The 20,022-nt window shown below is 28.4% G+C and carries 16 protein-coding genes and 1 tRNA gene; 7 read left to right on the top strand and 10 right to left on the bottom strand.

Annotated features, from left to right (window positions below):
* The 7 genes from KKE07_04370 to dnaA form a co-directional block, all read right to left on the bottom strand.
* On the bottom strand, positions 1-145 hold a 145-nt coding region (locus KKE07_04370), incomplete at its 3' end, for a Gfo/Idh/MocA family oxidoreductase (protein MBU4270077.1).
* 1 nt (position 146) lies between these two features.
* Positions 147-941 carry an acyl-ACP--UDP-N-acetylglucosamine O-acyltransferase gene (lpxA, locus tag KKE07_04365; GenBank protein MBU4270076.1) on the bottom strand — a complete coding sequence of 265 codons (795 nt, stop codon included), beginning with the start codon at positions 939-941 and terminating at the stop codon, positions 147-149.
* Positions 942-985: 44 nt separating this feature from the next.
* Positions 986-1,060: transfer RNA gene (locus tag KKE07_04360), tRNA-Gln, on the bottom strand.
* Positions 1,061-1,103: 43 nt separating this feature from the next.
* Positions 1,104-1,367: a SpoVG family protein gene (locus KKE07_04355; protein ID MBU4270075.1), complete on the bottom strand. Its 264-nt coding sequence runs from the start codon at positions 1,365-1,367 to the stop codon at positions 1,104-1,106.
* Between the two features lie 88 nt (positions 1,368-1,455).
* Positions 1,456-2,361: a 16S rRNA (cytosine(1402)-N(4))-methyltransferase RsmH gene (gene rsmH, locus KKE07_04350; GenBank protein ID MBU4270074.1), complete on the bottom strand. Its 906-nt coding sequence runs from the start codon at positions 2,359-2,361 to the stop codon at positions 1,456-1,458.
* A 10-nt stretch (positions 2,362-2,371) separates the two neighbouring features.
* Entirely contained in the window at positions 2,372-3,271 is a 900-nt protein-coding gene (locus KKE07_04345; GenBank protein ID MBU4270073.1) for a hypothetical protein, read from the bottom strand.
* Positions 3,272-3,286: 15 nt separating this feature from the next.
* Positions 3,287-4,735, bottom strand: coding sequence for a chromosomal replication initiator protein DnaA (dnaA, locus tag KKE07_04340; GenBank protein ID MBU4270072.1), 1,449 nt, complete (start codon positions 4,733-4,735; stop codon positions 3,287-3,289).
* A 79-nt stretch (positions 4,736-4,814) separates the two neighbouring features.
* Between dnaA and KKE07_04335 the strand changes: the two genes are divergently transcribed.
* The 6 genes from KKE07_04335 (at position 4,815) to KKE07_04310 (ending at position 12,048) form a co-directional block, all read left to right on the top strand.
* Entirely contained in the window at positions 4,815-5,516 is a 702-nt protein-coding gene (locus tag KKE07_04335; protein ID MBU4270071.1) for a tetratricopeptide repeat protein, read from the top strand.
* A gap of 80 nt (positions 5,517-5,596) precedes the next feature.
* Positions 5,597-6,187, top strand: coding sequence for a hypothetical protein (locus KKE07_04330; GenBank protein ID MBU4270070.1), 591 nt, complete (start codon positions 5,597-5,599; stop codon positions 6,185-6,187).
* A gap of 89 nt (positions 6,188-6,276) precedes the next feature.
* Positions 6,277-6,489, top strand: coding sequence for a DUF378 domain-containing protein (locus tag KKE07_04325; GenBank protein ID MBU4270069.1), 213 nt, complete (start codon positions 6,277-6,279; stop codon positions 6,487-6,489).
* A 16-nt stretch (positions 6,490-6,505) separates the two neighbouring features.
* Entirely contained in the window at positions 6,506-8,572 is a 2,067-nt protein-coding gene (locus tag KKE07_04320; protein ID MBU4270068.1) for a hypothetical protein, read from the top strand.
* Positions 8,573-8,641: 69 nt separating this feature from the next.
* Entirely contained in the window at positions 8,642-9,874 is a 1,233-nt protein-coding gene (locus KKE07_04315; protein ID MBU4270067.1) for a hypothetical protein, read from the top strand.
* A gap of 71 nt (positions 9,875-9,945) precedes the next feature.
* Positions 9,946-12,048 (top strand): Zn-dependent oligopeptidase, encoded by a 2,103-nt coding sequence (locus KKE07_04310; GenBank protein MBU4270066.1) that lies wholly within the window; start codon positions 9,946-9,948, stop codon positions 12,046-12,048.
* A 75-nt stretch (positions 12,049-12,123) separates the two neighbouring features.
* On the opposite strand, the gene KKE07_04305 is transcribed toward KKE07_04310, so the two are convergent.
* A complete protein-coding gene (locus KKE07_04305) occupies positions 12,124-12,333 on the bottom strand; it encodes a hypothetical protein (protein ID MBU4270065.1) in 210 nt (69 codons plus the stop codon).
* Positions 12,334-12,537: 204 nt separating this feature from the next.
* On the opposite strand from KKE07_04305, the gene KKE07_04300 reads away from it, so the two are divergent.
* Complete coding sequence (locus tag KKE07_04300) at positions 12,538-15,927, top strand: ankyrin repeat domain-containing protein (protein MBU4270064.1); 3,390 nt, start codon at positions 12,538-12,540, stop codon at positions 15,925-15,927.
* Between the two features lie 95 nt (positions 15,928-16,022).
* Here the strand turns inward: KKE07_04300 and dnaK are convergent, their stop codons facing one another.
* Together dnaK and KKE07_04290 are read right to left on the bottom strand one after the other, a co-directional pair.
* Complete coding sequence (dnaK, locus tag KKE07_04295; GenBank protein MBU4270063.1) at positions 16,023-17,939, bottom strand: molecular chaperone DnaK; 1,917 nt, start codon at positions 17,937-17,939, stop codon at positions 16,023-16,025.
* Positions 17,940-19,172: 1,233 nt separating this feature from the next.
* Complete coding sequence (locus KKE07_04290) at positions 19,173-19,895, bottom strand: hypothetical protein (protein ID MBU4270062.1); 723 nt, start codon at positions 19,893-19,895, stop codon at positions 19,173-19,175.
* Between the last annotated feature and the right edge of the window lie 127 nt (positions 19,896-20,022).

The following is a 20,022-nucleotide window of genomic DNA, read 5'->3' as shown; positions in this document are numbered from 1 at the left end:
TTATAATATGATCTGTTTTTATTTTCTTAAAATTTTCTTCATTTGGATCTGCAACAGCCACTAATTTAATATTTTGGGCCAAGGTGCACGCCGATGCATGATAATTTCCCATATGCCCAAGGCCAATTATTCCAATTTTTACCATTTTACCCCTCAATATCGGTAGCGCATTTTTTGGATACACCGCGAGAACTATTTTTTATGAAATTTAAAAAATTTTGTACATTGATATCTAAACCCCAAACCGGCTCATTTTTGGCCAAAATTTCTATATTTTCAAGTAATAATTTATCTTGAAAAAAGAGCTTTGCAACATGTTTTATATTATTTATGGATTCTTTTGAAAAACCATTGCGTTTAAGTGCAACCAAATTTAACCCAAAATATTTTGCCGGAAGTCCTGAAAACATGCCAAATGGTGGCAGATCTTGCCTAATTGCACTATAGGGAGCAAGTGATGTATATTGACCAATTCGACAAAACTGGTGCGCGGCACTGTTTGCCATTAGAAAAGCATTTTTTTCAACATGTACGTGTCCGCCAAGATTTACATTATTAATCATGACAACATTGTCTTCAAGAATTACATCGTGTGCAATATGACTGTATGACATGATATAGCAATTATTACCTATTATGGTTTGCCCATTTTCTATTTTTGAAGCGCCAATACTTGCAAATTCTCTTATGCGGCAATTTTTCCCAATTTGAATTGAACCTAAACTTTTTACGGTATCCAGATTTTGTGCCGGCATTCCAATAGTTACATTTGGATAAATTATTGTGCCATCATCAATAAAAATATTTCCAACTAAAACACAATTGGGGCCGATTTTTACATTATTACCAAATTTTACATTATTGCCGACAATGGCCGTGGGGTGAATAAAACTTTCTTGTGTCTCAAAAAAATTAGATTCGAAATCTTTTGATATTTTCACGAAATTGTCTCTAAATTTAAGATAAAATGAGATTGAATAAAAGATGGTTGGGGCGGAAGGATTCGAACCTTCGCATGGCGGATCCAAAACCCGCTGCCGTACCACTTGGCTACGCCCCAACGATGAATTTCACTAATAAATTAAATCAAAAATCCAAATATATCAAGCTTCTTCTATTGCTTTTTTATATTCAGCTACAATTGTTTCTTCAATTGTTTTTCTTGTTTCTGCATCCAATGGATGTACTATATCTTTAAATGTACCGTCTTTTTTGCGTCGTGATGGCATTGAAACAAAATATCCTTTGTTGTCGCTTTTAATAATTTTCATGTCTCTTACAATAAAACAACCATCAATAACCATAGTTGCATAACCTTTAAGTTTGCCTTCGTTTGCCAAGTATACTTTTACCTCGGTAATTTTCATTGCGTTTCCTCGATCGTAAAATTACTAATACGCTGAACTAAACGATGTAACTCTAAAACAAGCAATTGAATTTGTCAACTGTTCCATTCTAAAAAATATTTTTTTTTACAGCACGTAATTTTGCGGATCTACTGGATGGATTTTTTTGTCTTTCTTCGTCTGTTGCAATGATTGGTTTTTTTGTAAGAATTTCAAGATAATTTTTATTTTCTCTAAAGAAATTTTTTACGATTCTATCTTCAAGTGAATGAAAGCTTATGCAAACCATATTACCATTTATATTTAGAATATTTAAAGAATCTTTTAAAAATATTTCTATATTTTCAAGTTCTTTGTTTACAAATATTCTTAATGCTTGAAATGTCTTTGTTGCCGGATGAGTGTAAAATTTTCTTGTGTAAGTTTTTTGTCTTGGAACTACCGATTCTATTAATTTTGCCAATTGTCCTGTGGTTGCAAATTTTGTTATTTTTCTTTGTTCAACTATCGCTTTTGCAATTCTTCTTGCATATCGTTCTTCACCGTATTTGAAAATTATATCGGCGAGTTCTTTTTCTCGAAACCTATTTACAATATCGCTGGCTTTAAAATAATGATGAGCTTGAGACATCCGCATATCAAGTGGGGTGTCTTTTTGAAATGAAAATCCTGCACTAAATTCTATTTGATGTTGTGACGTTCCAAAATCTGCCAAGATTCCATCAACATGTACTATTTTTTCTGTTTCTAAAAGTTTTTTAATATTGGCAAAGTTTCCCCAAAGCACGCTTATTCTGTCTCCAAATTTTTCTTTTAATTTTGGAAAATTTTTATTTATTGCGTTTTTATCCCAGTCTAAGGCAATAACTTTACAATTTGGTTCTTTTTCCAATATTGCATTTGTATGTCCGCCTCCGCCAAATGTTGCATCTATATAAATTTTATTTGGTTGCGGATTTAGATATTGTAAAACCTCGTTTACCAATACTGATTTGTGATAAATTTTATTTTCCATATGTTAATTATTATTTAATAGAGTATTCAAAAAAATCATCTAAAATACCATATCTTTCTATTTCCAATTCGACAGTTTTATTTTTAAGTTGGTGTAAATATCCTAATGTTATTTTATTGTTTACAGGTAAAAGTTCAAACGTAGACTTTTCAGCTGTTTCTTTATCTTCTTCGTTGAAAATTGCGAGATATCCTTTTGATAAATTTCTGTTCTCTTCATTGTCTATTGTGTCAATATCTACAAGCATCGTTTGATCTCTTTCAAGTAGTTTTATATCTGTTTTATCATATCTCCAAACGGGATCATCTTCTTTTTTTTGATATACAAAGCAACAAATATAAACATTTTTTCCCGTATTGTTTCTAACTAAAAAATCCAATTCATTTTGAGCTATTGTATTATTATTTTCTATATTCGCTACAGTGTTTATCAGTATGTCTTTTTTAAATCCATATTTTTCCACACCTAATTTTACCACTTTATTTTTTAATTTGTAAATTTTATCGAGATCAAGCCTGTTATTTTCATCCAATAACTCAAACGTACTTTCTTGGGCGTCTTTTTCATTATCAAATATCGCCAGTGATGCATAAACATGTTCTCTTGTCTCTTGATCTTCTATGGTATCAATATCGATTACAGCTTTTTCTTTATCGTTTAATTTGTAAATTTGTGATTTATCCCATCGCCAACGATTAAAGTCATGTCTTTTTATGTAAGAAAAGCATGTAACATAAATTGTTTTACCTGTTAAATTTTCAACTAAAAAGTCTAATTCTTTATAGCCATTTTTCCCGTGATTTGAATTACTTAAATTTTTGTTATTCTGTGGGCCATCTTTAAGACAGCTTGAAATAAGTAGTGTAAAAATTATTGATAATGTGATATTAAAAATATTTACTCGCTTCACATATTCTCCTTTAATTTATGAAGTTAATATTTTTTGTTCTATATTATTTAATTTTTTTGCAAAATCTCTATCTTGTTCTATCATTTGTTCAACTTTTGTTATTGCGTGCAATACGGTAGAATGATCTCTTTGCCCTACAAATTCGCCAATTGTTTTTAGTGAACAAAATGTTAATTTTTTCATCATATAAAAAGTAACTTGTCGGATTAACGCTATATTCTTTTGTCTTTTTTGTGATCTTAAATCGTTTATGGACATTGAATAGTAAGATGCAGTTACATGTAAAACTCGTTCAAGCATTATTCCTTCTTTTTTATTATTATCGTTTAAATGAAGTAAAACTCTTTTTGCAAGATCTAAGGAAATTGGTTTATTTGTTAATGTACTAAAAGCACTTACTCGAATTAGACATCCTTCAAGTTCTCGTATATTTGAGGTTACTTTCGATGCAATAAAATTTACAACATCCTCCGTTAAAATTATTCCATTTTGTTCAGCCTTTTTTTGTAATATTGCTATTTTTGTTTCAAGGTCGGGCATTTGTATGTCGACAACAAGTCCCCATTCGAGTCTTGATTTTAATCTTGCCTGAAGACCTTTTATTTCTTTTGGAAAAGTATCGCTTGATAAAATTATTTGTTTTTTTTCTTCATATAATAAATTAAATATGTGAAAAAACATTTCTTGAGTTTGCTCTTTATTTGATAAAAATTGAATGTCATCGAGTAATAAAAGATCTATTTTTTGATATTTTTGCCTGAATATTGCAATTTTATCCAATCTGATCGCACTTATAAATTCGTTTGTAAATTTATCCGTTGTTTGGTACAAAATTATTTTTGAATTATCTTTATTTTTAACTTCATTTCCTATTGCGTGTAATAAATGTGTTTTGCCAAGGCCTGTTCCACCATATATAAATAATGGATTGTATACTTTTCCCAAATTTTGACATATTGCATAACCTGCGGCATGAGCTAAAGAATTGTTTGGTCCAACAATAAAAGTATCAAAATTGTAGTTTGGATTTAAATTGTTTGTTTTTTTTAATAGATTATTTTCTTTTGTTGGTAAATTTAATTTTGGCTCCAGCTTTTCTATTGAATTATTAGAATTATTTTCAATATTACTATCTTGATTTTTATTTACAGTTGCTTGAGTTTCTATTGTTTGAATAACCGATGCCGGTATAATATTTTTTTTGTTAATTTGTTTTACTTCGGGACTTATAAATTCAACCGTTAAATTATTTAATTTTAAAAGTGATTGAAGATTATTTGTTATTAAATTTAAATAATGTTCTTTTAGCCAATTTTTAACAAACTGATTTGGCGCATTTAAATAAACAGTGTTCGTTTCATGGCTTAATTTTTCAAGGGATACAGCCTTAAACCAAGTTTCGACCGTTTGGCTTCCGACTTCTTCTTTTATGTTTTTTAAAAAGTTTTGCCAAATATTTTCCACTTAAAAAATTCCCTTAAAACTAAAACAAAATTATACTAAAATTTTTAATGATTATAAATTATATCAAAGGAGAATTTTCTTGAACATAAAAAGATTTAATTTTCATCTTAATGCTTTTTTTGTATTGTTTTTATTAATTTTTATAGTTGGCTGTGGTAAACAAGAAAATAAAAAACTTGCACAAAATTATTACAAAATGGCTATTGAAGAAGTTCAAGATACAAAAAATGGCAAAGAATATGCGTATAAAAAAGCGATTGACTATATCGATGAAGCTCTAAAAATAGATCAAAAGACTGAATATTTAGCATTTAAAGCAACGCTTTTATTTGAGCTTGGTTATGATGAACTTGGAGATTCTTTGTTTGATATTGCTTTACAAAAAACTAAAGATGAAAAATTAAAATGCGAAATTTTTAATAATAAAGCTTGCTTACTTGCCCAAGTTGGTATTCTTAATCATGACAACGATAAAATTGATTATGCATTTAATATATGGCAAAATTTAATAAATAATAAAGATTATCTTACGCCTGAAGTTGCTCTTTTTAATCAAAGTAAAGTTTACGTTTTTAAAAATGATTATGAATTGGCAAAAAATAAACTTTTAAAAGCGATTCAATTATCTCCAAATTATATAGATGCTCATTATTATCTTGCCCTTGTGTACCATAATTTGTCCGATATTAAGGCAGCGAAAAATGAAATAAATACAGTTTTATATCTTTTTCCGGAACATGAAAGCGCCAAGCGGTTGATGCAAATTTTGAAAAATTTATAAATTCTTGTAAAAACTATTTTGTTTTTATTAAAATAGACTAGAAACTTTTGGGGAAGCTTTTGGGATAGGGGGGCTTAGGGATGAAAGTTCGTATTGTATCGAAATGCATAATATTCTTATTTGTTTTTTTTATATTTAAAATAGACTCATATCAGCCGCCTGAACATGATTTGTTTGTATCTAATTTATTTGATGCTTCATCAAATTCTTTAGCCGTAAATCAACCTCAAAAGATTCAACTTTTAAAAGAAAAAAAAGAAGACGGAACTATTTCCAATGTTTTTTATCTAAGAACTGTTCCTGAGTTTTTATATTTTACAATTCAAAAAGATTTGCCTCTTATTTTTTACATATATTCCCAAAAAAATAATTTTAAAAAAAATTATCATGAATTGGCAGATTTTTTTGCTGATAAAATAACTTTTTTATCAATAGATGAATCAAAAAATAAAGATTTGTTTGGATTAATTAAATTATTTATAAATGCTAACAATATCTCTTTTGACGAAAATAATATTAAATTTCCGGTAATTTTATTTTGCAGGCCCAAATCGCTTCAAATAAAAAATGAAACTCTTTATTTTGATTCGGCTGCACTAAGCTTGTTGTCAATGGAATCTTTTGATATTTCCAGTCTTAAGAAAAATATAATGGAAATGATTAAAAATTAAATTTATCAAAATTCTTTACAAACAAAATTAATTATTGTTTTAATCCAATACAGTTAATATTTTAGTTTTTAAGGGAAGGAGATTTTATTATGAAAATATTAAATTACACTACGCTTTTTTTGGCATCGTTGGGTGCGATTAATTGGGGTTTGGTTGCTTTCTTGCGTTTTAATTTAGTTGAATTTGTATTTAAATATATTCCAATACCATATTTAAATATGGTTGTTTATGCATTGGTTGCATTATCCGGTTTATATTGTATTTGTGAAATGGTTCTTAATTGTAAATTTTTTTCAAAATAAAATATAAGAGAAAATTATGCTTAAAATGAATCGATTTTTTTTAATACTTTTTTTAATTGGCATGATCTTAGGTAAGACTTTTGCCGAGGATGTTGCCCCTGAGGGTGTTGATTCTGCGCAAACAACAGTTCAAGCATCCGATTTGACTGATATAAAATCTGCACTTTCAAATGTTACTGAAACTATAAAGGCGCATTTGGAAAGTTTAGATATCAATAGTAATAAAATAAGTTTATCAATACCTATTCCAGGAGGCAGAGGTCAGATAGAGTTGTTAGTTGAGCTCCCTGCAGGGCTTGAATTTGTTGAAAAAGGATTTGACCCAATGGGGATTAGTTTTTCATCTCCAATGATAGAAGAATTAAATGTTCCGGCTCTTAATAAAATTGTTGATTATGTTAAAACAGCCTCTTTTGGAAAAACTAATCTAGGTAAAATTAGATTATTTAATGTTATTCTTGGTGTCGGTTTAAAAGGAGATATGGAAAAAGATTTGGCTGAAGCCGATGCTTTTAAGCCTTTTTTTGAATCGGTAAGAAAAGCACTAGAAAGTGTTTTTAAGCCGTTTGAAAAATTGGTTTATGTAGAAAACGGTGTTGGATATTTAAAACCGGTTTATGTTGCATGTATAAAATTAGCGTTATTGTTAAAGACATATTTGCCTAATCAAAGAAAAGAATTAGGACAAATGATGCCATTATTTTTTAGTAAATTTTTGAATACGGTAGATTTTGATACAAGCAGTAAATTTAAAGAAAATAAAACAGAAAAAAAATTAAAAAGTGGAAAATCTGTTTACACCTTAAAACCATTTAATGAATGGAAAAAATTTGCAACTTATTCCGATCCGGCTGTTTTGAATAATCTAATGCCATCTTTTATACGTCCTATTATAGGAAATTTGGCTTTAGATGTTCCATTGGATGATTATTATTCGTTAAAAGACGGAATCACACCTTATTTAACTACAATGTCTGAAACATATAAAAGAGGAACTGTTGACTCAAAAGCATATTATTTTATCGAAAATATCAAATCACTTTTTGAAAAAACAAATATGACTTTTACTGATTTATATAAAACATCTTTTTTAATTTTTACAATGGTACAAAAATTACCAAATGCAAAATTTAAAACTGACACTTCGGCAAGGTTAGATTCAATAATAGATGCTTTTACAGAGAAACTTAATAAAACAGGATTATCTTCGGATTTGAATAATTGGAAAAAATCTGTGCTTGTTTCATTTGCAAAAATGAAAGCATTTATAAATTCGGATATGTCAAAATTAGGAGTATCCGTAAAAGATATAGCGCTTAATGAAGTTAAAAAATTATCGTTACTTGAATTATTATCTTATTATAATTCAAAAATAAAATATTTGTTGAATTACAAACATATTGGCGAGCCCGGATATCTTTTTGATCTTTCAATGCTGACGGAAAAAGATGCAAGTATAGAGTTACTCAGAATGCTTTATAGATTCTATAAAGATGTAAAAATTTCAGCAGCTCAAGCAAATACTCTCAAGAGTGATATAACGGTAAAAATTGATGGCAAAGATGTAAATATTGGACCAGATGCATCTGCAAAAAGAGTTGGTAAACCTGGAGTCTGGGATCCTGTTAAAAAAGAATGGAAATCTAAAGGCCAAGGTGCAATATGGAATGAACAACAAGCTCAAATGAAAATGATTGGTACACCACTGAATACTCCTGAATTTGAAAAAGCCAAAGCTGAGTATTCTAAAGCAAAAGGAGCGACGCTTAAAACTAGGGGTGAATATATTTTTGATGTTGCAAGAGGCATTGAAATACAAATAGGATTAGAAAAGAAAACACCATATTCTGCATTTCTTGCGGACTTAAATATTTTTTTAAGACGTGTTGAAAAATCTAAAGCCATATTGGATTCACTTGACAATCTTTATAAAGCAGTAGGTTTGCCATTTCCTAAAGCAACCATAGAAGAAGATGTTAAAAAATCCGGAGCATCACCTTCATTTTTCATGGAAGAGGGTGCTGCGGGGTTGAATTCTTCTGATTTTGATTTAAATAGTTCTTTTGGAGTCATGGATTTTTAATCTAAATTTTAAATATAAATTGGCCATAAGTAACTTTTTTTACTGTGGCCAATTTTCTAGAGTATATTCATGAACAAATTTATAAAAAATTTAATATTTGTTTTAAATATTTTTTCAATTATATGTAATGCGCAATTTGTGCCTGTTGTTGATGCAGTGAAAGAAGAATATGCCAAAATTCCTGATGTTACGCAGATTCTAAAGAATGAAATTGATAAAGCTAAAATGGCCCTTGATAATGTAAAAATTTTGTTATCAAATTTTAATAATTTCAAACTTAATTTAAGCTTTGATGATGCCGGTTATTTAAGTTCAAATTTTTTAAAATTACAACAAAAAGATGCTTGTGAATTAATTTTTGATTTTGGATATGCCGGACATGGTGATTTAACAAAGGCGTTTTCTGGTTTTAATACAAAAATAAAAATGGTTGATGTACCTGAATGGTTAAATGATGCCATAGAAAGTACGCTTGTTAAATTAAAATTTGATTCATTTATGAACATAAGTGCAAAAAATGAATTTCTAATTAAGTTAATTTTACTTTTTAAGGATCAAAAAAATAAATTAATTTTGGCAAATCAGTTTACAACTGAATTGTTTTTTATCATGTACAGGCTGGCTTTAATAAAAGATTTTACCGGCATAGAATCATTTTTAAAAGAAAATAGTTTTTTCCTACAACTTATTTCGGGAATTAAAATTGGTAAAAATAAAACAAATTTGAAAAATTATTTAAATAAAGAATGGATTAATTTTCAGGATATTGTGAATTATAAATTTGAAATTGAACTAAAGCCTGAATTGGAAAAACAGGATCTTATAAAATCTAATGATACTAAAACAATAACAAAAATTGTTTCAGCAATAGGTTTAAAGACGTCAATCGATTATTATATTGCCAGAGAAAAATTTTTAAAAACGGATATTGGAAAAAATTTAGATCTAAAAATTGTTAATGCAATAAGTTTAAAAGAAAAGATTTTAGCACGCCAAATTTTTACAAAATCTTTGCCGGAATACAACACAATTTTAAGTGAAACTCAAAATAAAATCATGGGTTTTTTAAGACGAATTGAGGGCATCAGAAATAATTGGAATCAATTTGTGGATAAAATAAAGCCATATCTAGAGCCATTTTTTGATGATATAGGTTTGCCATTTGATTTAATTGTTCGAAAATTTGAAAATCTTGATGAAAAAGATAAATCGCAACTTGATGATTCACAAATTGTATTTGATCCGGAATTAGGAAATATTTCTGCGATGGATGTCAATCAAACGGATTATATGGATTTTTAGTTTTATAAATTTCAATTATACTAAAGACCGATATTTATTATCGGTCTTTTTTTATTTAAAAGGAGTTTAAAGTGATTAAGTTTAAGAAAAGTTGTATTTTGGGGTTAGTTTTAACTTTATCAGGATGTTCTTTTTTGAACAGCTCGAAAGATGTTATAAATATGCAAGATTATAAAGAAATTATTTCCGGAAAATTTAAAAATATAAACGATGTTGTAAATTTGTTTCCAAAATCGGTAGCAGATATTAAAGCCAGATCTGAATATTTAAAAGAGTTTTCTGTAACCGGTATAAAAGATTTTTTAAATATAAAACCGGAAGATAGAACATTTGATAATACTGCTAGAGCTCTTGATATATTGGAGGCTAGTTTTGGAGCCGGAATTAATGCGTTACAAACTTATGAGTTTGTTTGTCCGGATGACCAAATTAGACAGGCATGTCATGATATTTCAATAGAACTTGAAAAATTTAGTATTGAAACTTTTTTTAATAAAGATATTTATAATTCATTTAAAGCTTATGTAGAGGATATTTCGATAAAAGAAAATTTAAATGCGCAAGAGAAATATTTTTTAGAAGAATCGATGAAAGATTATAAGCGAAGTGGTTTTGATCTACAGCCAGATAAATTTTTGCAAGTAAAAGAATTGAAAAAAGAGATTTCTGAATTTAGATCTGAATTTGATAAAAATGTTAATGCAGATAATAGTTTTATAGAAGTTGAAGAGTTTGAGCTATCCGGTATGACGCCTGATTTTATAAATGCGCTAAGTAAAACTGAAAATGGAAAATATATTTTAAAATGTGATTATCCTACATATTTTGAAATAATAAAAAATTGTACAAATTCAAATACAAGAAAAAAGTTGTATTTTTTATTTCAAAATAGAGCTTATCCTAAAAATATCGAAAATCTAAATTTGGTTATAAACAAACGAGATGAACTTGCAAAATTATTGGGATTTGAAAGTTTTGCTGCATTGGATATAGATTCGCAGATGGCAAAAAATCCCGAACGAGCTGAAAAATTTTTAACGGAACTTGCAGATAAGACTATAATTAAAATGGATAAAGAATTTGAATTATTTTTAAAAGATTTGCCTGAAGGTGTTGTTTTAGATGCAAATGGTAAGATGAGCCCATGGGATTATTCTTTTGTCGTAGAGGCATATAAGAAAAAATATTTTGATATTGATGAAAGAGTTATATCTGAATATTTTCCTGTAGAAAATACAATTAATAAAATTTTTGAAATTTATCAAAAATTTTTATCTTTAAAATTTGAATTGGTTGCTGTTAATGATTTATGGCATAAAGATGTGGTTGTTGCAAAAATTTATGATAAAGATGGCAAAAATTTAAAGGGGTATTTATTTTTGGACCTTTATCCAAGAGAAAATAAATATTCACACGCTTGCATGATAGATATAATCACGACTACAAAATATAAAGATCATGAAGTACCATCTGTAATAATGGTCATTGCCAATTTTCCAAAAGCCACAAAAGAGAAGCCTGCTCTTTTAAAACATAATGACGTTGAAACATTTTTTCATGAGTTTGGTCATGCTATGCATGGGTTACTTGGGCAGACTGAATTGACAACTTTTTCAGGAACAAATGTAAAAAAAGATTTTGTAGAATTGCCATCTCAAATGTTTGAAGAATGGATGTGGGATAAAGAGATGCTTAAATTTGTAAGTTCACATTATAAAACCGGTCAATCATTGCCGGATGAATTGATAGATAAAAAACTTGAGTTAAAAAAACTAAATTTAGGCTATTTTGTTACAAGACAGGTTGTATTATCATTACTTTCTCTTGAAAGTTTTAAGAGTGGCCAGAATAAAAATATTGATAAAATAAATAAAGATCTTTACGAAAAATATATGAAAAATGTTCGTTTTGAGCCTGAAACTCATATGCAGGCATCATTCGGACATTTAATGGGTTATTCTGCAAAATATTATGGTTATATGTGGTCCAAGGTTTTTGCACTTGATATGTTTGAAAACATTAAAAAATCAGGTCTTTTGAACCCTGAAATGGGCCAAAAACTTATAAATTTGGTCTTGGGAAAAGGTGGAAGTGTTGATCCGGATATTTTGCTAAAAGATTTTCTTGGCCGTGAGCCAAATCAAGAAGCGTTTTTAAAAGATATTGGTATTTAAAAATTTTAAAATATATAACGTCAATAAAAAAAGAGTGGATAAATTTTATCCACTCTTTTTTTATGTAAACTTTAGTCAGTAACTATTTACACTTACATTTGCATGCAGGCTGTCCACATTTTTTACATTTTTTTTCTGTGCAACATTTTTGCATAAAAGCTCCCTTTTTTTAGTATTTTTATTATTACAATTAACTTTTTTATTTTTAAAACAACCGGATAAAATTAGTATTGTTAAAATCGGTGGACCAAGAAGAATAGAATATATATTTCTTAGATTTATCATTTTTACGTCTCCCTAAACTTTTTTATTTTAAATTATATATAGCATTTTCAAGTTAGCATATTACATGTATTTGCTGTCAATATTTTTAAATTACAGTGTGAAAATATTGTGCATTTGTATAAAATATTGCTTTAAAATATTGGTTTTAAGTAATATAAAAAATAATTTAATTTAATTTAATTTAATAAAAAAGGGAGATTTTTTGTGAATATTTCAAAAATAGTAAAATTTTATACTTATTTAATTTTGATTCTTTTAACCCCAAGTTTATTTGCTATCTCGTCAGAAGACATGGCTGGAAGTTATGATTGCATAAAGGATGAGCAGTATAAAATCGCATCACCTTTGCTTGGGGCAAAATTATGGGAAGCACATACAATCTGGAATTTTTATAAATTATTGCCAAAAAATGATCCAATAAGGCAGTTAGCTGAAGAGTTTTTTCATGAAAATCAGGGGCAGTTTTTAGAAACAAATTTGGATAGAAAGGCGGCAAAATATTTAGATATAAAATCAATTGGGGAAATAATTGGAATTATATTAAATTTGGATATAAAAAGTAAGAAAAAATTTGAGGATAAATTTAATAAAATTAATATAGTGATAGAAAATAAAGAGGCTAATGAAAATTTAAATAAAATTAAAAATTTAATATGGAAATCAGAGAGTAAAAAAAAATTAGATTTTTATCCCGAAAAAACAACTATTTTAGTTCTTGAAGCTCTTGCATATAGAAAAATGGATAATAAAGATGATTTGAAAATTTTTTTTAATGCAATAGCTAGTAGTTTGGATAAAAAGATTGAAGATTTGGTTGATATTGAAATTTTAGACAGCGATAATTGGCATTATACGAATTTAAGTTACTTATTGGAAACAGATAATATTATTGAATCTCAAATTCCGATAGAGTATTTATTGATGAAACAAATAGGCGCGGTGTACAAGGGTGCTTTACCAAAAATATCAACATATAAATATGAGATTAGATATGGGAATTTTAGATATGCTGATTGTGCAGATACTACACTTAGAAATTTAATAAATATAGCATTGTTTCGAAATGATGAATTTAATATCAATAAGTTGAATAAAGATTTTAAAGAAATATTTGAATTTTATAAAAAACAAAAGCCAACAGATGTTGAAGATAGAGATATTCATGATTCTTGGGCAGAAGTTATTTCAAATAAAGAATATTTTGTATATAAAAATTTGGCAAAAGAAGGTTTAAGTGTTAATAAACCTGAAACACAAGAAGATGTAATTGGGTTTATTATTTTACCAAAGGATCACGAAATAAATTTGGATAATGCTACTAATGTTGAAATTTATATCAATCAAGAAAAATATTTATTGAAAAAAATAACTATTGGAATAGATAAAGATGTGCGCAGTTATTTAATTGTAGACAGAAATAATGTTAATCATGAAGATTTGATTTGTTATGAATTAAAAGCTTGTGCTGAAAATTTCATAATTGGATTGAATAAATGTTTGGATTTGGACCTTTCTGATTATGATCAAAAAAAAATATTAAAGACTGGTTTTATTGAGAAATTTTTAGAACATACAATTAGAGCTTGCGGATTGTATATAAATAATAAAAGCGGAAGTGTAAACGGTGAATTTTCTTGGTTTTTGCAAAAAGAAGAATCTCGTTTTATTTTAAATGTAAATTATGGAAGTAGCGGTGGGCATGCTGAAATACCTCAGTCTAGTATTGAAAATAAACAAACTGAAATATTAAATAAGAGAATATTAGATAAAATAATAAAAGGAGATAATTTTGTATTGATGACCGGTATCTTAGATGTTGTAGATGCAAAATTGAATACTATATTTGCGATTGATTTTTTAAGACCGGTAAATAGGTTGAAATTTATAGAAAAAAATTTAAATAGTGACGATAATTTGATAATAGACTTGGTAAAAAATCTTATTGAAAGTATAGATTTTTTGGATGTTGATTTGGTGCAAAAATTTACAGAATTTGTTAAGAAAAATTATTCAAATTTTAAAAATAATTTTAATGAAAAAGCAATTGAGACTGCAAAAAAATCTATTAAATTCAATGACATAATGATTCACAATAAAGCTGTTGAATTATGGAGTGCTTTGCTTGAAAAGGGTTTTGGATTTGAAGCTATGATAGAATTTATAACAAGCGGTACAGACTATAAAGATCAGCAAACTAGAGAGGCTGCCTTAAATTTATTATGGAATTTGCTTTTAGAAAAAATCGGAAATATTGAAGATGTTGAATTAAAAAATAAAGAATTTGATAATGTAATAAAAGCCGCTAATAAATGCCTTGAATTAAATAATTATTATCAGGGCATAAGTTATTGGAAGAGTATTTTAACCACAGTTGTAAAGGTTGAAAATATTAAGTTTAAAGATAGGGTATTCGATGAAGCAATAAGAACTGCTGAAAATATTAAAATTGAAAGAGACGATTCAGAAAATGAAAATTTTATAGCCCATCATTTTTGGGTAATGCTATTTGAATGTATTGAAGATGTTGAATTAAAATCTAAATTATTTGATAAGGCAATAAAAACTGCAAATAAATTTGATGAGAGCAATAACTCAAAGGCGCAAGATTTGGCATTACATTTATTTGAAATGTTAGTGGATAAGGATAAAGCGGTTAAGCAAGCAATTGCTGCGGCAAATAAATATATTGAAAGTAATAATTCAGATTTGCGAGAGTCTGCAATTGAATTATTCACGGTATTGGTGGAAAACGGCCAATCCTTTAAGGAAGCAATTGTTGTGGCAAATAATGGAATTGAAGATGAAGATGTATATATTCGTATGGATTCATTGCAATTATTTATTGCATTGGTAAAAAAAAATCAAGCCTTTAAGAAAGCAATTGATGCGGCGAATAAAGGAATTGAAGATGAAGATGCATATATTAAGAGAGTCTCATTTGATTTATTTGCTGCATTGGTAGAAAAAAATCAAGCACTTGAAGAGGCAATAGCCGCTTTACTAAAAATAGAAAACAATTCTGACGTTTTTTTTGGATCATTGTGTGACATATTGGTGGTAAAATTGAAAGAATATATTCAACGTGGTAAAAAATTTGAATTAGTGATAAATACTGCGAAAGAAGCAATTAAAGTTGATGTAATTAAAAATTTTTCGTTAAAATTATGGGATATGTTGTTTGATAAAGGATGGGGATTTATAGATGCAATAGAATTAGTAGAAGCCAATATTGAAAAAAATGAATTAATTAACTTATTACTATCAAAGGAAGATTTTTATAAGTCAGTTAATAAAGATTCTACATATTTAATGTATGCAGCAACTTATGGAAAATTAAATTTTGCACAATTATTAATTGATAAAAAAATTGATGATATCAATGCAAAAAATAAAGAAGGTTGGACGGCATTAATGTATGCAGCATATCTAGGAAATAAGAATGTAGTTGAATTATTAATAAAAAATGGTGCAAAAATAAATGAAAAAAATAAAGAAGGAAAAACTGCATATAGCCTTCTTAAAAATAAGAAAGTAAAAAAGGAAAAAGAAGAACTTAAAAAAGAAATACTGAAAATTTTGAGCAAAAAAAGATAGATTGTGTTTCTGTATGAATTTTTATAATAACTAGATAATAGAAAGCCCGAGAAATTTCTCGGGCTTTCTATTATTATACAAAAATTAAATATGTTTTACTTTTGCTCAGAATCAACGTCTATTGGGCCGGTGTCTCCGGAGTTTTTATCTTTATCTGTGCTGTTATCTTGATTATTGTCTTGATTATCCTGTGTAGTTTTGCTTTGAGCCTCTTTATAAAGAATTTCAGCTACTTTGTGTGAAGAGGCTAATAAATCATCATGTGCTTTTTGCAATTTTTCAGCATCATTTTCAGATTCTTTAAATACTTTTCGTGCTTCTTCTAAAGCAGTTTCAACTTTTGAGACTTCATCAGCCGGAAGTTTTTCTTTATTATCTTTTAATGTTTTTTCTATAGACATAATCATATTGTCTAAAGCATTACGTTTTTCAACAACTTCTTTTTGTTTTTTATCTTCAGCTTCATGTTGTTGCGCTTGTTTTACCAAATTTTCAACTTCTTCTTTAGAAAGACCTGAAGAATTTGAAATGGTAATATGTTGTTCTTTGCCTGTGCCTTTATCTTTTGCTGTAACATGAACTATGCCGTTGGCATCTATATCGAACGTTACTTCCACTTGTGGAATACCTCTTGGAGCAGCAGGAATTCCATCGAGTCTAAATCTTCCTAATGTTTTATTATCTTTTGCAAATTCACGTTCACCTTGAACTATGTGAATATCAACAGCAGTTTGATTGTCTTCTGCTGTTGAGAAAACTTGAGATTTTTTTGTAGGTATTGTTGTGTTTCGTTCTATTAATTTTGTTGCAATTCCACCCATTGTTTCAATTCCAAGAGAAAGTGGCGTAACGTCTAAAAGTAAAACGTCTGTAACGTCACCTGCAAGAACACCACCTTGAATTGCGGCACCAATAGAAACAACTTCATCAGGGTTTACAGATTTGTTTGGTTCTTTGCCAAAGAAGTTTTTTACTAACTCAACAACTTTAGGAATTCGTGTTGAACCACCAACCAAGACAACTTCATCAATTTGATTTTTTTCTATTCCGGCATCTTTGATAGCTTTTTCACAAGGAATAAATAACTTCTTGAATATATCATCGCAAATATTTTCAAGTTTTGCTCGGGATAATTTCATGACTAAGTGTTTAGGTCCACTAGCATCTGCTGTAATGTATGGTAAATTTATTTCTGTTTCAGTTGTGGCTGAAAGTTCAATTTTTGCTTTTTCAGCAGCTTCTTTAAGTCTTTGCAATGCCATCTTGTCTTTTGTAAGATCTATTCCATTTTCTTTTTTAAATTCTTGAACAAGATAGTCGATTAATTTTGCATCTATATTGTCTCCACCCAAAAGCGTGTCGCCATTTGTGGATTTTACCTCTACAACACCATCACCGACTTCCAATATGGAAATATCAAATGTACCGCCACCAAAGTCAAATACAGCTATAGTCTCATTTTTCTTTTTGTCCATCCCGTATGCAAGAGCAGCTGCTGTTGGCTCATTAATAATTCTTTTAACATTTAAGCCTGCAATTGTTCCGGCATCTTTTGTTGCCTGTCTTTGAGCATCGTTAAAATACGCTGGAACTGTAATGACAGCATCAGTTATTTTTTCACCGATATAATCCTCTGCTGCTTGTTTTAATTTTTGTAATACTGCAGCAGAAATTTCTTGTGGTGTTATTTGTTCACCACGTACTTCTATTACTACATCGTCATTTTTGCCGGCTACAAGTTTGTATGGAGCCAGAGAAATTTCTTCTTTTGTTAAATTTGAAAATTTTCTACCAATATATCTTTTTGCGGAAAAAATTGTGTTTTCCGGGTTTGTCACGGCCTGACGTTTTGCTACAGATCCGACCAGTCTTTGACCATCTTTGGTGTATGCAACAATAGAAGGAGTAGTGTTATTACCTTCTTGATTTGGAATAACTTTGGCTACGCCGCCTTCCATAAATGAAACTACAGAATTTGTGGTTCCTAAGTCTATACCTATAATTTTTGCCATTTAAATCCCTTCGCATTAAAATTTTATAGTAAATAACTAAAGTTTTAATTTCAAAATATTTTAAAATATTTTTTTTATTTTTAACAAGTTTTGTATGCTTTGTTGTTTTTCACAAATGAATGATTCATTTGTGTTTTAGCCTAACTTGTAATCATAAAAAACTAAGAATATCTTAGTCTTGCAATGTAGATTTGTCAAGAGTTTTTATATAAAATCTTAGCGTAACAGACTTAGGTTATTTTTATGATTAATGATTTTGGAGTAATTGGGATTTTTGACCCCCAAAAATTCGTTAAAAATCTTAAATTATAGTTAAATCTGTGTCGTATAATTAAAAGTGTATTTAATAATCTACTACATTTGTTGCAGTATGGTGCTTGCGTAGCTAATCTCGGTTTTTTGAAAAAACGCGATTTTGCACTCCGTCTCTACCATCCTGCTCTTTTTATAAGAAAGGAAATGGGGGTGGGGTTGGGTTTTATTGAATGAGAAGGGTGGTGGAATGAGTAGGGGGCTAGGTTGGTATTGGAGAGATGCGAAAGTCTTGTTTTTGGGCAAATTTGAGAGTGTTGTTTTAAAGTATTGATCTGGATGTTTTATTGGTAGCAGGAGGTAATCGACTCCGTGAAAAAGAAAAAAAAATAAAAGAAAAAAGTATATAAAGAAGAAAATATATAAAAGTATATATAAGCATATATATAAGAAATAAAAGTATATAAGAAATATGGGTATATAAATATATAGAGGTATATAGAAGTATATATTGGGGTAATTTCGGGTTAACTATAGATGTATAATAAAATATTGGATTATAAAAATAAAAGAAAAAGAATAAGAAAAAGAACAAAACATAAAATGGGTATATTGTTATACATGTATTCACATAACATATAGTGTTAGTATAGTGTTAGTATTGTAAGATAAATAAATTAATAAACAATTATATTAATAAGAAATAGATTAAATATATCAAATAGATTAATTAGTATAAGTAATAACCAATAACCAATAATACGCACTCGCATAAAGTTAAAAAGAAATAACCAATAGAACGTTTTTTATATTTTTAATTTTTAAATTTATTTTAATTTTTAAAATATTTTTTGAAAGATCTTGAAAATCAAAAAACCTAAAAAGGGATGTACGGCGCCGCATACTTTCGATCTATCTTTTTATAATAAAAAAGACCCCGCAACTTTGCAGGGCCTAAATTTGTCTGTTAAAGATCTTATATTAAATATCAGAATCCTTTGAACTTTCATCAGGTGTAGTTAAATTGTTTTTTACATTTAAAAGTACTATTCTATCTTTTATAGTTTTTAATACTTCTTTTAAAGTGTTAATCGCTTTGTCACCAATGATATTGTTAGATAGATTCAATCTGATGAGTTTGCAATTTGGATCTCTTAATGCGTTAGCAAATGCCTTTGCTCCATCTGATGTTATTTCATTATTACTCAAATTTAAATTACTTATTTTGTTATTTTCATTCATTGATGCATTAGCTAAAGCTTGAGCACCATCATCTCCGATACTGTTGGAAGAAGCGTTTAGATTGGTAAGTTTGCAATTTGGATCTTTTATTGCATTAGCAAATGCTTTAGCTCCTTTATCATTAATAAAATTTGTGCTGATATTTAATTTAGTAATTTTACTCTTTGGTAATGCTTGCGCTAAGGCTTGTGCTCCATCTTCTTGTATAAAGTTTTGGCTGATATTTAATTGGGTAACGTTACAGTTTGGGTTTGTTAATGCTTCGGCCAAAATTTCTGCATCAGTGTCGTTCATTTTGCAGGCTTTTATAACTAATTTTGTAATATCATTATCTTTAGTTGTTATCTGCTCAATTGCGTTATTTAAATCATCGTTATTTGTTAATGTTAACGTTTTTGCTTCGATTTTAACAAATCCATGTATTAAGATTGAAGCTAGTAATAGATACTTTAAACTCTTCATAAAAATCCCCCAAATTTGGTTAATAAATACAACTTACAAATCTTTAAACTTCTACTCCAAAATCGCCATAGTCATCAAAATCTTGTCTTAATAGTCTTTGTACGCCAAGCATGTTCATCAAATTTTG

It is taken from the genome of Candidatus Dependentiae bacterium (assembly GCA_018897535.1).
In the GTDB taxonomy this organism is placed as follows: domain Bacteria; phylum Babelota; class Babeliae; order Babelales; family UASB340; genus UASB340.
Note: the sequence above shows the minus strand (reverse complement) of the source record. Positions and strands in the feature narration are given on the sequence as shown.

Coding starts and splice junctions, on each gene's coding strand:
- KKE07_04355 (MBU4270075.1), bottom strand. CDS start 1,367: ATGAAAATTACCGAGGTAAAAGTATACTTGGCAAACGAAGGCAAACTT.
- rsmH (MBU4270074.1), bottom strand. CDS start 2,361: ATGGAAAATAAAATTTATCACAAATCAGTATTGGTAAACGAGGTTTTA.
- KKE07_04330 (MBU4270070.1), top strand. CDS start 5,597: ATGAAAGTTCGTATTGTATCGAAATGCATAATATTCTTATTTGTTTTT.
- KKE07_04325 (MBU4270069.1), top strand. CDS start 6,277: ATGAAAATATTAAATTACACTACGCTTTTTTTGGCATCGTTGGGTGCG.
- KKE07_04320 (MBU4270068.1), top strand. CDS start 6,506: ATGCTTAAAATGAATCGATTTTTTTTAATACTTTTTTTAATTGGCATG.
- KKE07_04315 (MBU4270067.1), top strand. CDS start 8,642: ATGAACAAATTTATAAAAAATTTAATATTTGTTTTAAATATTTTTTCA.
- KKE07_04305 (MBU4270065.1), bottom strand. CDS start 12,333: ATGATAAATCTAAGAAATATATATTCTATTCTTCTTGGTCCACCGATT.
- dnaK (MBU4270063.1), bottom strand. CDS start 17,939: ATGGCAAAAATTATAGGTATAGACTTAGGAACCACAAATTCTGTAGTT.
- KKE07_04290 (MBU4270062.1), bottom strand. CDS start 19,895: ATGAAGAGTTTAAAGTATCTATTACTAGCTTCAATCTTAATACATGGA.